Consider the following 14,695-nt stretch of genomic DNA (forward strand, 5'->3'; position numbering starts at 1 on the left):
GTCCGGGAGGGGGCTGTCCGGGTCAAACGGAGCCGCGGCTGCTTCATTCGTTGACGCGCCTCGCTGGACGTCTTCCAGCGCGCGATAGCCATCGCTAAGATCGCCATCGACATAGAGGGCGACATATACCCCTTGGACCTGGACGCCATCACCGCTGTCGGTGCATCCGTTTCCTGGGAAGGGCGCTGGCAGGTCCCGAGCAGCGCCGCGAGACCGGCTACTCGCATATTGATTCTCTTTCTTGCGCCTGTGGCGGTTCGGCAATGAAGGGCGGTCCGCCCTAGTGGGAAGAGGCCAGGGCCTGGGTCAGGCCGCGCTCGAATACATCGCGGGGCAGCTTGCGGCCTATGAAGACAATCCGGCTTTCGCGCGCCTCACCGGGCTTCCATGGCGTTCCTGGCTCCGAACCCACCATCATGTGCACGCCCTGCAACACGATGCGCCGGTTCGAGCCCTTCACCGAAAGCACGCCCTTGTAGCGCAGGAGGTCGCCGCCGTAGACCTGGACGATGCCGCCGAAGAACTCCTCCAGCAACAAGGGATCGAAGGGTTTTCGGGAGTGGAAGACGAAGCTGCCGACATCGTCATCGTGGTCGTGGTCCGTGTCGGTGAGGAACGTGGGTTCGATTTCGAGCACGGCGTTCAAATTGAAGCCGCGGATGTCCAGGATTTCATCGATCGCCGTCTTGCCGAAATTGACCCGCGAGAGCGGCGCCCTCGGATTCATGCGCCGCAGGCGCTGCTCCAGGTGTTCCAGTTCCCGTGGTTCGACCAGGTCGGTCTTGGATATCAGAATGCGATCCGCGAAACCGACCTGTTCCTGGGCCTCGTGGTGCTCGTCCAGTTGGCCGGGCGCGTGCCTGGCATCGACGACCGTGACGATCGCGTCCAGCAGATAGGCCTCTGCAATCTCGTCGTCCACGAAGAAGGTCTGCGCGACAGGGGCGGGGTCGGCCAATCCGGTGGTTTCGATGATGACGCGTTCGAACCTCGCCTCGCCGGCCGCCTGTCGTCGCGCCAGGTCGCCCAGGATGCGTACGAGATCGCCGCGCACGGTGCAGCAGATGCAGCCGTTGTTCATCTCGATGATCTGCTCGTCGGCCTCCTGGACCAGCAGATCGTTGTCGATGCCGGTTTCGCCGAACTCATTTTCGATCACGGCGATACGATGACCGTGCTTCTCCTGCAGGATGCGGTTGAGCAGCGTTGTTTTGCCGCTGCCCAGAAATCCGGTGAGGATGGTGACTGGAATCTGCGCCATGATGGGGACCTCGAAATGTTCAGGTTCAAAGTGGGACGGCGGCGCCGGCAACGATGTCGCGGCGTGCGGCGGCACATGTCTCCGCCAAGTAGGGGCGCGCGGCGGCCCGGCGCCTTCAGCGGTTTTGCATGTCGTGCATTGCGTGCACCGGGCACATGCCACCTTGGTCCACAAGCTGGACAGCCTCAATGCCTTTGTTGCCTGCACGCACCCGCATCCGCACACCCATGGCCTGGCCGCCTTCGCCATCTGCACGAACTGCGGAAAGGCAGAGGAAATCGCCGACCCGGCGATAGAAAAGCGGCTGCAAGGCTGGTCAAGAAACCATGCCTTCACATTGGAATCGGCAATCATCGAGATGCGCGGCACCTGTGCACAATGTTCCCCTGGCGATGCGTAACGCCACCGTTCCACGACATCGCCGTCGCACGCCGGCATGGCGGCCAGGCGCCCTGCCGGCGGCACGATGCTGGACCCATGTTTGCTGTATTGGCGCACCCATCGATATGAGGCCGGTGAGGCATCGCCTTGCGCGCCACTCCGGTATGCCTACCGGGATATTGCCTTGACGATCTGGTCGGTATTGAAGCGCATCAACTGCTCATAGGTCGGCACGGGCCCGTTCGATTCCGACAGCGCCTCGGGATACAGTTCGCCGCCGGGCTTGGCCCCCGTAGCCTGGGCAATCTGCCTGACCAGCCTGGGGTCGTTGGAATTCTCGATGAAATAGGTCCGCACCCGATCGGCCTTGATCTGGTCGATGAGTTTCGCGACGTCGGCGGCGGAAGCCTCGGTTTCCGTGGAAAGTCCTTGTGGGGCGAGAAACTGCACGCCGTATTCCTTGCCGTAGTAGCCAAAGGCATCGTGACTGGTGAGCACTTTGCGTTCTTGGACGGGGACAGCGGCAATCTCGGCACGGATCGAGGCATCGAGCGCCGTCAACCGTTCCTTGTAGGCGGCCGCGTTCTTCCTGAAGGCGGCGGCATCGTCAGGGTCGGCTTTCGCCAGCGCCTTCTCGATGTTGTCGATCCAGACCAGCACATTCGGGATGCTGTTCCAGACATGAGGATCCGTCAGCGTCCGGCCGTCCTCTTCGAAAGTATGCGTCTGGATACCCTCGGAAACGACGACGGGCGGGATACTGGCGCCCGCCGCCTTGGTCAACCGCTGGAACCAGGTTTCCAGTCCTTCGCCACTGATGAAGGTGACCGCCGCCTGGCCCACTGCCCTGGCGTCAGTGGGCGAAGGTTCGAAGTCGTGAGGGTCGCCGTTCGGCGGCACCAGGCTCCTGACGGCAACGTGGTCGCCGCCCACGTTCTTGACGACGTCCGCCAGCACGCTGAAACTCGCCACGACATTGAGGGTTCTGGCTGCCGCCGGGTTCACCGCGCCCAGGCAGAGCACGACGCCGCCCGCCATCAGGCGCAAAAGGGTTTTGAAACGCATGCACGCCTCTCTTTGAGTTAGCCCGCAAGGTGGGGCCGCTTGAATCGCCGCAGGAGAACGCCGGAGGGCGCAGCCAGCAGCGACAAAAGATATAGGGCAGTGGCCACCAGGATGATCGTGGGTCCTGATGCCAACTCCAGGTGATAGGAAATCAACAGCCCCACGAAACCGGAAAAGGCCGCCACGCACGCCGCAATGACGGCCATCCCGAGCAGTGTCCGGCCCCACAGTTGCGCGACGGCGGCCGGCAGCATCATCATGCCGACCGACATCAAGGTCCCGAGTGTCTGGAACCCGGCCACGAGGTTGATTACCAGCAGGAACAGGAACAGCAGGTGGTACAGCGCGCCGCGGCCCCGGACCGAGCGCAGGAACGACGGGTCGAAACACTCCGCGACCAAGGGGCGGTAGATCAAGGCCAAAGCGATCAGCGTGAACGACGTGATTCCCCCGACCATGAAGATGGCCTGGTGATCTATCGACAGGATCGTGCCGAACAGCACATGCAGCAAATCGATGTTCGATCCCCGCAGCGAGACGATCAGTACGCCCAGCGCCAGGGAGGCGAGGTAGAACGTGGCAAAGCTGGCATCTTCCTTCAGCGGGGTCCCGCGGCTCACCATGCCGGACAGCAGCGCCACGCTCAGCCCTGCGATGACGCCGCCTACCCCCATCGCGAACAGCGACAATCCGCCCGACACAAGAAACCCTATCGCCGCGCCGGGCAGGACGGCGTGGCTCATTGCATCGCCGACCAGGCTCATCCGGCGCAGCATCAGGATCACGCCGACCGGCCCAGCGCCAAGACCAAGCGAAATGGACGCGAGCAATGCCCGGCGCATGAAGCCGTACTCGACGAAGGGAAGCGCGAGGGCTGAATAAAGACTCATGCCGGCGCCTGCGCTTCAGCGCACATGGCCGCCCCTTCCTGCCACGCCTCGGAAAGTCCACGCGCGCGCTTGAGGTTCTCGTCCGTCATGACCTGGGCCGTCTTTCCCCATGCGACCATCCGGCGGGAAATCAGCAGGGTCTGGGGAAAGTATGACCGTACCTGCTCGTAGTCGTGCAATACGGCAATGACGGTACGCCCGTCGTGATGCCAGCGCCGAATGACATCGAACAGGTCGCGGGTCGTCGCGTCGTCGATCGCAGTGAAGGGCTCATCCAGCAGCACCACACGCACGTCCTGCAGCAACAGGCGCGCGAACAGGACACGCTGCATCTGTCCACCTGAAAGCGAGCCGACATGACGACGCTCGAAACCCTCCAGACCTACGGCCGCCAGCGCGGACGCGGCCTCGCGGGCAATGGCTCGGGTCACCCCGCGCAACGGCCCGATACGTCTCCACGCTCCAAGGAGCACGACATCCGCCACGGTCAGCGGGAATTGGCGTTCGATGCTGGTGGCCTGCGGCAGGTAGCCGAAGTGCTCCGGCTTGAGCGAGCCGAAATCGATCAGCCCTTCGATCTGGCATGCTTCGCCCATCATCGACTTGAGCAAGGTCGACTTCCCGGCACCGTTCGGCCCCACGATGGCGGTCAGGCTACCCGGCTCGAACGTTCCGGATAAATGATGCACCGCCGGGTGTCGGTCGTAGCTCAGCGTCACATCGGAAAAGCGGATGGCGTGACTGTTCATGGGAGCGCCACGGCCCAGGCGATGGCGGCCCAAAGTGCCGATAGAACGATCGAGACGCACAGCACGCGACGTACGGCGCCCCAGGCCATGGCGGACCGCAGGAATGCGTCATTCCCGTCGGCGGTGGATTTTCTACGTGGCATTGTGCGTATGTCGGCCCGCAGCTGCCCGCGGGATTGCGTGTTTTCGTTATGTTATATCATAACAGACGCAATGGACATGGCGTCCTCGGGTGCGCCCGGCGTGCAGCCGGCCGTCCACGGCAATCGGATTTCGGGCATGCCCCGGCGCGGTAGCATGGCCGTCGTGACCGTGGGCAAGCGCCACGGCCACGACTACGCTTGGCTAAGTCCGGCGGTCCGCGCTACTGGTCCACGACAAAGCCATCGAAATGCGGTCGCATGCTGATGGGCTTGGAGAGCGGCGGCCGGATCCGTTGTGCATCGGGCAGCAGACACATGCCCAGGCCAGGCCGGGTCGGAATGCTGACGAAGCCATTGTCCGGCAACGGCACTTCGTCGACCACATTGCTGCCCAGATGTTCCGGCCGACTTTCGAAAATGCCGGCTTCGAATCCTGTCGCGTACTCCTGGATCGCGAAGTTCGGGATCGCGGCTGCCAGCTGCAGGCAGGCCGCCAGGCCGACGGGCGACAAGGGATTGTGCGGAACAACCTGCACATGGTGCGCCTCGGCCATGGCCGCGACTTTCCGGCCGCCGGTGATACCGCCGCACAGGCACAGGTCCACGCGCGCGAACTCCACCGCATTGCGGGCCAGCAGCGCCTGGAACTCGTAGATGGTGGCGAACCGTTCCCCGGTCGCGATGGGCACGCGGACCTTGTCGGCGACGCGCGCCATGGCGTCGGGCCCTTCCGGCCGGATGGGGTCTTCCACGAACATGGGATGGGTATGTTCGATCGCGTCGACAAAGGTGATCGCTTCGGCCGGCGTGAGACGGCGATGAAGCTCGATGAGCAGGTCGACACGGTCGCCTACCACCTCCCGCATGCGTTCTACATTGTCGACGGCATCGCGCATCTTCTTGATGTGGGTCTTGAACCACACCTGTTCATTGCCCTCATCCAGGAAAGGATTCAAATGACCGAAGGCATTGAAGCCGGCCTCCATCTTGGCCTGGCACTCAACGAGGATCTTGTCGATCGAATTTTCGTAGACATGCCCGTAGATGCGGGCTTTCTTGCGTACGGCGCCGCCCAGCAGTTCATATATCGGCACGCCGAGCGCCTGTCCCTTGATATCCCACAAGGCTATATCGATGGCGGAAATCGCCGCATTGATCGCCAGGCCCTGGAAGTAGCTGAAGCGATGCATCACATTCCAGTGATGCTCGATGTCGAAAGCCGACTTTCCCTCCAGGTATTCCGCGAAGCGCTTTATCGCGGCGCCCGCGGCTTCAATATGGCCCCACGTGCCGGCCTCGCCGACACCCACCAGGCCCGAGTCGGTTTCCACACGGGCGTACATGAACTGGCCTACATGCAGGGGCTCGACGCGCTTGATCTTCATAGCCATATCCTCTGTATCGAACGTAAATCAGGTTGGTTATTTCGCCTGCGCGCTGCTCGCGTGCAACATGGCGCTCCAGCGCTGCGTTTCGGCGAGCACACGTTCCTTGGCGCCGGCGGGGGTTCCGCCCAGCGGGACGCCGCCGGCGCCATCCAGGCGTGCCAGGAAGTCTGGATCCTTCAAGGCCTGGTTCACTCCTTTGGCGATCGCATCGATGACCGGCTTGGGCGTGCCCTCCGGCGCGGCTAGGCCGAACCAATTGCTGATCTCGAAACCGGGCAGGCCTGCTTCGGCCGCGGTCGGTACGTCCGGCACGGCCGAGACGCGTTGGGACCGGGCCACCGCCAGGGCGCGCAACCGCCCGTCCTTGATCATCGGCGCAACCGTCGGCGCGGCGGTAATCAGCATCTGGATCTGGCCGCCGAGCAGGTCCTGCAACGCGGGCCCGGATCCTCGATACGGCACGTGCAGGATCTCCGCACCGGTCAACTGGCGAAACAATTCGCCGGCCAGGTGAGGGCCGCTGCCCACGCCACCGGAGCCATAGGTGATCTTGCCGGGATTGCTCTTCGCGTAGGCGATGAACTCCTTCAGGGTGTGGGCCGGCACGTTGCTGTTGATCACCAGCACGAAAGGAGTCTCGGCGACCAGCACGGCGGGTTCCAATGACTGCACGGGGTCGAAGGTGAGACCCGGCACGAGTTCCTTGACGACAGTCGACGTGATCTCGTTCATGAACAGCGTGTGCCCGTCCGGCCTGGCCCGGGCGACGGCGGACATGGCGATCGTGCCGCTCGCCCCGGGCCGGTTCTCCACCACGAAGGTGCCGCCCATGACCTGGGTGAGTTTTACGCTAAGCAGGCGCGCCACGACGTCTGTCGCCCCGCCCGGCGAATAGGGCACCAGGATCGATACCGGCCGGTCGCCGGGATAGGCCGGCTCGGCACGTGCACTGAATGGGGCGGCCGCAAGACCGATGATAGTCAGGATCTGCAGCGCTTTGCTGCCGCCGCGTACCAGTCGCTTGAATGACATGCCAGTCTCCTCGTTTTAGCCATCGCGCTGGGCCGCGGAACCGGATCGGCAGGGCAATGGATTGTTTGAGGAATCGACTTTAGTGCCACTAGAATCGGAACGATCATCGCGAAAGTTATTCCATTATTTTGTTTGGGTTAATGATGAGTTCACCTACGGTTCTGTCGGAAATGGCGTTCTTCACCCGGATTGCGCGTGGTCCCAGCCTGGCGGCGGCAGCCCGCGAAATGGGACTGAGCGCCCCTGCCGTCACCAAGCGACTGGCGCAGATGGAATCACGGCTGGACGTGCAGTTGCTGACGCGCACGACGCGCAGGATGCAACTGACCGAGGAAGGCGAAATCTATTTGATGCACGCGCGGCGGATCCTGGCCGATATCGACGACATGGAGCGCCATGTGTCGAATGCCCGCCGGATTCCCAAGGGATTGCTGCGCGTCAACGCTACCCTGGGCTTCGGCCGGAATCATGTGGCGCCCCTGTTGTCCCATTTCCGCAAGCGCTATCCAGGCGTGGACGTCCAGTTGCAGCTGACCGTGGCGCCGCCGCCCCTTACCGAAGGCTCTTTCGACGTATGCATCCATTTCGGCGAGCCGCCCGATGCACGCGTCATCGCGCGGCCCATTGCCGCGAACCGGCGCATCCTGTGCGCGTCTCCCGCCTATATCGAGAAGCACGGCGAACCCAGGTCCTTGGCCGATCTGCCCAAGCACGCGTGCATCGACATCCGGCACGGCGACGAAACGCACGGCGTCTGGCGCTTCCAGCAAGGCAGGAAAACGAACACCGTGAAGGTGAACGTACATATGAGCACGAACGACGGCGAAATCGCGGTCCGCTGGGCGCTCGACGGGCACGGCATCATTCTGCGCGCGGAATGGGATGTCGCCCGGCATGTCGCGGCCGGCCGTCTCCAGCAGGTGCTGGCGCGCTATCGCACCTACCCCGCCGATATTTACGCGGTATACCCGGCCCGCCACCAGTATGCGGGCCGGGTGATCGCGTTTGTCGACTTCATGCAGCAGGCATTTTCGGGAAGAACCCCGGGAGCGTCATGGTCCGGCCGTATGGGCCACCATTCGTGAAATGGCTCGCCCATACGATGGCTTACGCCTGCCTCGCCAGGCCCAGCGGAATCTTCAGATACCGCACGCCATTGGACTCCGCCTGCGGTAGCTGGCCTGCCCGGATGTTGACTTGTATCGACGGCAGCAACAGCACGGGAGGCGGCAGGGTCGCATCGCGCTTTTCCCGCATGGCCACGTATTCATCCTCGCTCACGCCATCATGCACGTGCACGTTGCGCGCGCGTTGCTCGGCGACGGTGGTTTCCCAGGCATAGACATCGCGCCCCGGAGCCTTGTAGTCATGGCACATGAATAGCCGCGTTTCGGGCGGCAGCGCCAGCAGGCGGCGGATCGAGCGGTACAGCGTGCGCGCGTCGCCGCCGGGAAAGTCGGCGCGTGCCGTACCGTAATCGGGCATGAACAGGGTGTCGCCGACGAAGACGGCATCGTCGATGCGATAGGCGATGCAGGCCGGCGTGTGGCCGGGCGTATACAGGACGTGCACCTCGAGATCGCCCAGTGCAAGCGTATCGCCGTCCTTGAGCAGTCGATCGAACTCGCTGCCGTCTTCGGAGACATCCGGCACGTTGAAGATGGGCCGGAAGATGGTCTGGACATCGCGGATATGTTCGCCGATGGCGACGCGGGCACCGGTACGCTGCTTGATGTACGGGGCGGCGCTGAGGTGATCGGCATGGGCATGCGTTTCCAGCACCCAGGCGATCGTCACGCCGGCCTTGCTGGCAGCGTCCAGGACATGGTCCGCGGCGGCCGTGGAGGCCTTTCCGCTGCGATGGTCATAGTCCAGTACGGGGTCGATGACAGCGCCAATCCCGCTCACGGGATCCGCGACGAGGTAAGTCACGGTGTGAGTCGGTTCGTCGAAGAATGCCTGGATGCGGGCGAGCGAGCGCATGAACATCTCCTTGGAATGAGAGTCTCCCCGGCCGCCACGATAACCCGGATGGGCGCGCACCGGTTGACGGCGGCATGCCGCCCATAAGGCCGAGGCCGGCGCGGTGCCAACCGGAGCGGTGCCAACCGACGCGGTCCGAGGCATCCCGATGCGTGCCGGCGATTCGCAAGTTCCGCTTGTCGATCCAGCAAGCCTTCCATGGCTGGGCAGCGGCCGGCGCGGCACCTAAAGTGGCATCCAACGCGTCACGCCGAATCAATGCTGCCAGACGCGCAAAGCATCGACTTTCCATCCCAATCCAGGAGCAATGCCATGACCACGAAAACTTCCAACCGGAACATCAAGCGTGTTTGGTTCATCACGGGCGCGTCGCGCGGGCTCGGCGCATTGATCGCCGAAGCCGCCCTGGCCGACGGCAACGCGGTGGTGGCCGCCGGCCGCAACATCGCCGCCGTGGCCGAACGCTTCGGCGACGCGCCCAACGTGCTGCCGGTGCAGTTGGACGTGACGGATGAAACCCAGGCACGCGCCGCGGTAGCGGCCGCCGTGGCGCGCTTCGGCCGCATCGACGTGTTGATCAACAACGCCGGCTTCGGCCTGCTGGGCGCGGTCGAGGAAGCGGACGACGCGGATGTGCGCCGGCTGTACGACACCAACGTTTTCGGGCTGCTCAATGTGACGCGCGCGGTGCTCCCGCAGATGCGCGCGCAGAAGTCCGGGCATATCCTCAACATTTCCTCCATCGGCGGCTATCGCGGTGCGGCGGGATACGGCGTCTACTCCTCCACCAAGTTTGCGGTGGAAGGCCTGACCGAGGCGCTGCATGACGAACTGGCGCCGCTGGGCATACGCGCCACCGTGGTGGAACCGGGATACTTCCGCACGGACTTCCTGGACGCATCGTCACTGGTGAGATCGCCGCGCGTCATCGCCGACTATGCAGCCACGGTGGGCGCCGTGCGCGAACGCGCCAGTGCGGCCAACCACCAGCAGCCGGGCGACCCGCTGCGACTGGCTGCGGCCATGATCAAGCTGGTCGATGCCGAACAGCCACCGCTGCGGATGCCCTTTGGCACCGATACCCTGGCCGCCATCGCCAGCAAAAATGCGCATGTCACCGCCGAGACCGCAGCATGGGCGGAACTGGCGGCATCGACCGACTTTGCCCGATAGCCGCGGTGGTGCGCTGCCTTCTCGACAAGCCGCTGCGATCGACCGTGTCGGCCGTGACGCCGGATCATTCGGCGGCATGGGCGCACGGCGAGGGGCGCGAGGCGAAAGGCGACAGCGCGAAGCGTGCCGCCTAGCGGCTACGTGCGGCGTCGGCTGCGCCCAATTCCTCGGCGCCCAGATACCACTCCGCGGTGGACCGCAGGCGGTCCAGCATGAAGTCGATGAACACGCGCACGCGCGCCGGCATCTGTGCCCGACGTGCGTAGCAGAGGTACATGGCCATGCTTTCGACGACGTGCGGCAGCAACAGGGGCACCAGGCGGCGTTCACGAATCAGCGGCACCGCCGTGAAACTGGCCAACTGGCCTATGCCCAGCCCGGCCAGCACCGCGCGCGTTTCCAATTCCGGATCATTCGTCTGGATGGCCGGCACGATGTCGCGGGAGACCACCTCGTCGCCGACCTGGAATTCCCACGGCACGACCTTGCCGGTGTTCGGTTGCAGGAAGCCGGTGCAGCGGTGCGTAGCGAGGTCGTCGATCTGGTTGGGCGCGCCGTGCTGCGCCAGATAGGCGGGGGACGCACACACGATGAGCTGTATCGGCAGCACGCGGCGCGCGATGATGCCATCGTCCGGCTGTACCCGCGCGCGAAACCCCACGTCGATACGTTCCGCCACCCAGTCCTGGAAGCGGTCTTCCAATTGGATATCGAGCTGCACATCGGGATGGGCCTGCGCGAAGGCCTCGAACATGGGCCACAGGACGTGGCTGCCCAGGGTGCGCGGCGCGGTGACCCGCAGCGGGCCGGCGGCGGCCTCGCGCCCCGCGCGCGCGTTGTGCAGGGCCTCCGTCAAGGCGTCGAGCGGAGGTTGGACCGACTCGAGGAAGCGGCGCCCTTCCTCCGTCAGGCTGAGCCGGCGCGTGGTGCGATGGAACAGCCTGACGTCCAAATGCTTTTCCAATTGCGCGACGGCCAGGCTGGCGGCCTGCGGCGTCACACCCTGCTCTACGGCGGCCTTGCGCAGGCTGCCGAGGACCGCAGTGCGGACGAAAAGCGAAATGGCGCGGATCTCGTTCACGGATGGCGGGTCCTCAAAATGGCGCGTATGGCATTCACGACAAGCACGCCGTCATGGTGGAGATGTGGCCGGCAGACCCAGGCGGCGGCGCAGTTCCGGGGCGGTTTCGGCGACCAGCCATCCCGGGCCGCCGGGCTGCGTCAGCCGCGCCGCCGCCAGGGGCCCGATCACGACCGGCTCCAGGCCCGCATCCCGTATCAGGCGTGAAGCGACCGCCAAGGCATCGGCGTCGTCGCCGGCAATCGGGATCGCCAACGGCGTCCCCGCGCGGTGCGCCTGGCTGCCCACGGTGCTGGCGCCCAGGGAATTGAACGCACGCACCAGGCGGGTGCCTGGCAGCAGCGCGGCGGACGTCAGGCCCACACCGTCATGCAAGGCCGGTTCGGCGATGGGACCATCCCGCCCCGGGAATGGATTGCAGGCGTCGAGCACGACCTTGCCGTGCATCGGTTCGGCCAGCTCGCGGCCCAGCGCCGGCAAGGCGCCATAGGGCACCGCGACGAAAAGCACGTCGCCATAGCGCGCGGCTTCGGCCGGCGTTCCCGTCGACGCGAGAGGACCCAGGCGGCCGGCCAGGGCTTTCAGCGTATCCGGATGGCGGGACGAGAACATGACGGAATACCCCGCTCGCACCCAGAGGCCGCCCACGGTCCCGCCTACATTGCCAGCGCCGATCACGCCGATACGCGGCTTGGCGTCCGCCATGCCGGCCGCCCGGCTCGCGGGCAGCACGCTCGTCAAGCCGCCCGTCGCCATGACGCCGAGCCATCTGCGTCGGTTCATGTTCATGATGACCTCCCATGGGGCGCCTGCCACGGCGGCCTGGTTCGTGTGGGGCGGCGCGTGTTGGCGCGGACGATTGCGCACCGCCGTTCCGATGCGGTGGCGTGAGTCGCCAGGATAGCTTACCCACAGGCGCGCTGGCAGCATCACGCGCCTTCAAGCCAGCCCGCGGGCGCGGCGGTGTCGCGCGGCTTGGACCCACGCGCCGCAGGGGTCCCTATGCAGGGGCACTGGGCCACTCCTGCCGAGCGTCCACCGTCCCCGCGCGGCCCCGGGGCCCTGCAGCCCGCCGCCGCTTGATGTAGAATGCCGGGCTTGCCTCGGTGGCTACCGGGCAACTGCCGGCGCAATGGCAGAGTGGTTATGCAGCGGATTGCAAATCCGTGTACGTCGGTTCGATTCCGGCTTGCGCCTCCAAGAATCTAGCGCGCAGCGCGCGACATGAACGCGGCTGCCACTGCGCATCCCGCGACCATCACGGTGTCCGCGGACAGTCCCGTGGGTCTGCAGGCACGCAGAGCATTCTTCCTGGCATTCTTCGCGGCGTGCCGCCTGGTTCTGGCGGTCAAGCCGCCTGCGTCTCCAGCACCGGATAATCGGTGTATCCCACCGGGCTGCAGTTCTCCAGGTCATAGATGGTCGCCGTATCCAGAGCGTTCAGCGGCGCGTTGCGCCGCAAGCGTTCGACCAGGTCGGGGTTGGCGATGTACGCCTTGCCGAAAGCCACAGCTTCAGCCTCGCCCCGGGCCACGATGCCGGCCGCGGCCGCCGCATCGAAGCCATCATTCGCGATGCAAAGTCCGCCGAATTCACGCTTCAGCATGGAGAACAACGCGCCCTCTCCCTGCGTTTCACGGATGAACAGGAAACCCAGCCCGCGTTCGCCCATGGCGCGCGCCACGTAGCCGAAGGTGCGAGCCGGATCGCTCTCCGTGACGGAATACGACGGAGAACGCGGCGCGAGATGCAGGCCGACGCGCTTCGGATCCCAGACTTCCAGCACGGCGTCGATCACCTCCAGCATCAGCCGCGCGCGGTTCTCCACGCTGCCGCCATACGCGTCCGTGCGGCGATTGGAACCGTCCTGCAGAAACTGGTCGAGCAGGTAGCCATTCGCGCCATGGATGGTGATGCCGTCGAAGCCCGCGGCCTTGGCGTTGCGCGCGCCCTGGCGGAAGGCGTCGACGATGGCAGGGATTTCGTCCAACCCGAGTTCGCGCGGGACCGGGTACGGTACTTTCGGGCGCAGCAGGCTGACGTGTCCCTCCGCCGCGATGGCGCTCGGTGCGACCGGCTGACGCCCCTGCAGCAGCAGCGGATGCGAAATACGCCCGACGTGCCAGAGTTGGGCGGCGATGCGGCCGCCTGCGCCATGCACCGCCTCGGTGATCCGCTTCCAGCCTTCGGTCTGCGCCTGGCTCCAGATACCGGGCACGTGCTGATAGCCGACGCCATCATCCCTCACGGGCGTGCCCTCGGTAATGATCAATCCGGCCGAAGCTCGCTGTACGTAGTACTCCGCCATTAATGCATTCGGCACGCCGCCAGGAGCGCGCAGGCGCGTCAAGGGGGCCATGACGATACGGTTGGGCAGATGCAGGTCGCCGATGGAAAGAGGGTCGAAAAGCGTGGTCATAAGCACTCCAGTGGCGCGTCGCCGGCCGCGGCGCATTGTTTAATGTTGAAACCATAGCAATAGTAGGCCGCAAGGTTTAAAATTGCAACTCAAAATGGTTCGGAGGCCCGAATGCGGCGCAAGCGCTTGTGCGAAGACCCCTGCCCCATCGCCCGGTCCCTGGATGTGATCGGTGATTGGTGGAGCCTGCTGATCGTGCGGGAAGCGCTGCACGGCACCTGCCGTTTCAGCGACTTCCAGCAACGCCTTGGCCTGGCCAGGAACATACTCAGCGCGCGGCTGCGCAAGCTGGTCGAACAGGGCGTGCTGGAGACGCGCCCCTCGGCCGAGCGCAGCGACCATAACGAATACCACCTGACCGCGAAAGGCCGGGGGCTCGAACCGGTGTTGAGGGCTTTGTATGCCTGGGGCAAGGAGAATCTTTTCGCCGCCGAAACGGCGTCGGCCGCATGAATGCTGCGTGGTGCGGCGGCATTCAGCAGGCAATCTCCTGCCCGGCCTCGAGCGGAAAGTACCGGCTCGACATGGCCCGGACAGGCAAACGGCTCCCTGGCAGGAGCCGTTGCGCATTCCAAGGGGCGGCTTCCTTACGGAAACCGCCAGCGACGTACCGACAACGATTCCCCGGCGGAAGCCGTTGCCACGTCCGACGCTTTAAAGCGATGCCGCGGGACGGCGCACGCGAAAAAATCAATGCCCGCGGCGGCTGTCTTTTTGTCCGCGGCTGCCGGCACTGCCGCCCGGCAAGTCGCCCTGCGCGCCCGGTGCGCCCTTGCTGCCCTCGACGGTGCCCTGCGCGGGCGTGCCGGGAGCGGGAGAGCCCTGCGGGACCGGCGTCATGGACGGCGTGGCGCCGGTCCCGGGCGTCCCCGGCCGCTGGACGCTGGCGCCCGTGGAGGCACCTGGAGTTTCGGCGCGTGTACCAGCGCCCGCCGGATTGTTGTTCGGCGCGACGGGACGCGAACTGCCCGACGAAGAACGCGGTTCGGCCGCCTGGACGCTGGCAACGGCCCAGGGGAACGCCAGCAGCGTCACGGCCACTGCGATGCGCAGCGTCGTCCTCAGCGGACGCGTTTTCGTGGTCTTGAGCGCGGACTGTTTCATGTGATGGAACTCCGAAAAGGCGCCCG

15 protein-coding genes and 1 tRNA gene are annotated in these 14,695 nt (G+C 65.2%); 5 read left to right on the plus strand and 11 right to left on the minus strand.

All coding sequences use genetic code 11. From position 1 onward, the window contains the following. Nucleotides 1–280: 280 nt before the first annotated feature. On the minus strand, nucleotides 281–1,261 hold the full coding sequence (locus BAU07_RS20710) for a CobW family GTP-binding protein (protein WP_066665599.1): 981 nt from the start codon (nucleotides 1,259–1,261) through the stop codon (nucleotides 281–283). Between BAU07_RS20710 and BAU07_RS27255 the strand changes: the two genes are divergently transcribed. Further along, nucleotides 1,260–1,661: a Fur family transcriptional regulator gene (locus tag BAU07_RS27255; protein WP_198168829.1), complete on the plus strand. Its 402-nt coding sequence runs from the start codon at nucleotides 1,260–1,262 to the stop codon at nucleotides 1,659–1,661. The two genes, BAU07_RS20710 and BAU07_RS27255, sit on opposite strands and share 2 nt — an antisense overlap. Before the next feature lie 149 nt (nucleotides 1,662–1,810). Here the strand turns inward: BAU07_RS27255 and BAU07_RS20720 are convergent, their stop codons facing one another. The 5 genes from BAU07_RS20720 to BAU07_RS20740 all read right to left on the minus strand — a co-directional run bounded on the left by BAU07_RS20720 (nucleotide 1,811) and on the right by BAU07_RS20740 (nucleotide 6,909). Next, entirely contained in the window at nucleotides 1,811–2,707 is an 897-nt protein-coding gene (locus tag BAU07_RS20720) for a metal ABC transporter solute-binding protein, Zn/Mn family (protein WP_066661874.1), read from the minus strand. A 17-nt stretch (nucleotides 2,708–2,724) separates the two neighbouring features. Continuing rightward, nucleotides 2,725–3,597: a metal ABC transporter permease gene (locus BAU07_RS20725; RefSeq protein ID WP_066661877.1), complete on the minus strand. Its 873-nt coding sequence runs from the start codon at nucleotides 3,595–3,597 to the stop codon at nucleotides 2,725–2,727. Next, nucleotides 3,594–4,346, minus strand: coding sequence for a metal ABC transporter ATP-binding protein (locus tag BAU07_RS20730; protein WP_066661879.1), 753 nt, complete (start codon nucleotides 4,344–4,346; stop codon nucleotides 3,594–3,596). Before BAU07_RS20730 ends, BAU07_RS20725 begins: the two co-directional genes overlap by 4 nt. A gap of 364 nt (nucleotides 4,347–4,710) precedes the next feature. Next, on the minus strand, nucleotides 4,711–5,874 hold the full coding sequence (locus tag BAU07_RS20735) for a mandelate racemase/muconate lactonizing enzyme family protein (protein ID WP_066661882.1): 1,164 nt from the start codon (nucleotides 5,872–5,874) through the stop codon (nucleotides 4,711–4,713). Between the two features lie 36 nt (nucleotides 5,875–5,910). Next, nucleotides 5,911–6,909, minus strand: a complete 999-nt coding sequence (locus tag BAU07_RS20740; protein WP_066661883.1) for a Bug family tripartite tricarboxylate transporter substrate binding protein — start codon at nucleotides 6,907–6,909, stop codon at nucleotides 5,911–5,913. A gap of 143 nt (nucleotides 6,910–7,052) precedes the next feature. Between BAU07_RS20740 and BAU07_RS20745 the strand changes: the two genes are divergently transcribed. Beyond that, on the plus strand, nucleotides 7,053–7,994 hold the full coding sequence (locus BAU07_RS20745) for a LysR substrate-binding domain-containing protein (protein WP_066665600.1): 942 nt from the start codon (nucleotides 7,053–7,055) through the stop codon (nucleotides 7,992–7,994). A gap of 22 nt (nucleotides 7,995–8,016) precedes the next feature. Here the strand turns inward: BAU07_RS20745 and BAU07_RS20750 are convergent, their stop codons facing one another. Then, the gene (locus BAU07_RS20750) at nucleotides 8,017–8,892 is read right to left on the minus strand and encodes an MBL fold metallo-hydrolase (RefSeq protein WP_066661885.1); all 876 of its coding nucleotides are present in this window, start codon (nucleotides 8,890–8,892) and stop codon (nucleotides 8,017–8,019) included. Between the two features lie 312 nt (nucleotides 8,893–9,204). Between BAU07_RS20750 and BAU07_RS20755 the strand changes: the two genes are divergently transcribed. After that, nucleotides 9,205–10,065 carry an oxidoreductase gene (locus BAU07_RS20755; RefSeq protein ID WP_066661889.1) on the plus strand — a complete coding sequence of 287 codons (861 nt, stop codon included), beginning with the start codon at nucleotides 9,205–9,207 and terminating at the stop codon, nucleotides 10,063–10,065. A 130-nt stretch (nucleotides 10,066–10,195) separates the two neighbouring features. On the opposite strand, the gene BAU07_RS20760 is transcribed toward BAU07_RS20755, so the two are convergent. After that, complete coding sequence (locus tag BAU07_RS20760; protein ID WP_066661892.1) at nucleotides 10,196–11,146, minus strand: LysR family transcriptional regulator; 951 nt, start codon at nucleotides 11,144–11,146, stop codon at nucleotides 10,196–10,198. A 51-nt stretch (nucleotides 11,147–11,197) separates the two neighbouring features. Continuing rightward, a complete protein-coding gene (locus BAU07_RS20765) occupies nucleotides 11,198–11,935 on the minus strand; it encodes an NADPH-dependent F420 reductase (RefSeq protein ID WP_066665601.1) in 738 nt (245 codons plus the stop codon). Nucleotides 11,936–12,272: 337 nt separating this feature from the next. Here BAU07_RS20765 and BAU07_RS20770 point away from each other — a divergent pair. After that, nucleotides 12,273–12,346, plus strand: a tRNA-Cys gene (locus BAU07_RS20770). Nucleotides 12,347–12,494: 148 nt separating this feature from the next. On the opposite strand, the gene BAU07_RS20775 is transcribed toward BAU07_RS20770, so the two are convergent. Next, a complete protein-coding gene (locus BAU07_RS20775) occupies nucleotides 12,495–13,565 on the minus strand; it encodes an alkene reductase (RefSeq protein WP_066661897.1) in 1,071 nt (356 codons plus the stop codon). A 111-nt stretch (nucleotides 13,566–13,676) separates the two neighbouring features. Here BAU07_RS20775 and BAU07_RS20780 point away from each other — a divergent pair, with 111 nt between their 5' ends. Continuing rightward, nucleotides 13,677–14,018 (plus strand): winged helix-turn-helix transcriptional regulator, encoded by a 342-nt coding sequence (locus BAU07_RS20780; protein WP_066661900.1) that lies wholly within the window; start codon nucleotides 13,677–13,679, stop codon nucleotides 14,016–14,018. A gap of 237 nt (nucleotides 14,019–14,255) precedes the next feature. On the opposite strand, the gene BAU07_RS20785 is transcribed toward BAU07_RS20780, so the two are convergent. Continuing rightward, the gene (locus tag BAU07_RS20785) at nucleotides 14,256–14,669 is read right to left on the minus strand and encodes a hypothetical protein (protein ID WP_066661903.1); all 414 of its coding nucleotides are present in this window, start codon (nucleotides 14,667–14,669) and stop codon (nucleotides 14,256–14,258) included. Between the last annotated feature and the right edge of the window lie 26 nt (nucleotides 14,670–14,695).

Origin of the sequence: Bordetella flabilis, from assembly GCF_001676725.1 — a bacterium.
GTDB classification, from domain to species: Bacteria; Pseudomonadota; Gammaproteobacteria; order Burkholderiales; family Burkholderiaceae_B; genus Bordetella_C; species Bordetella_C flabilis.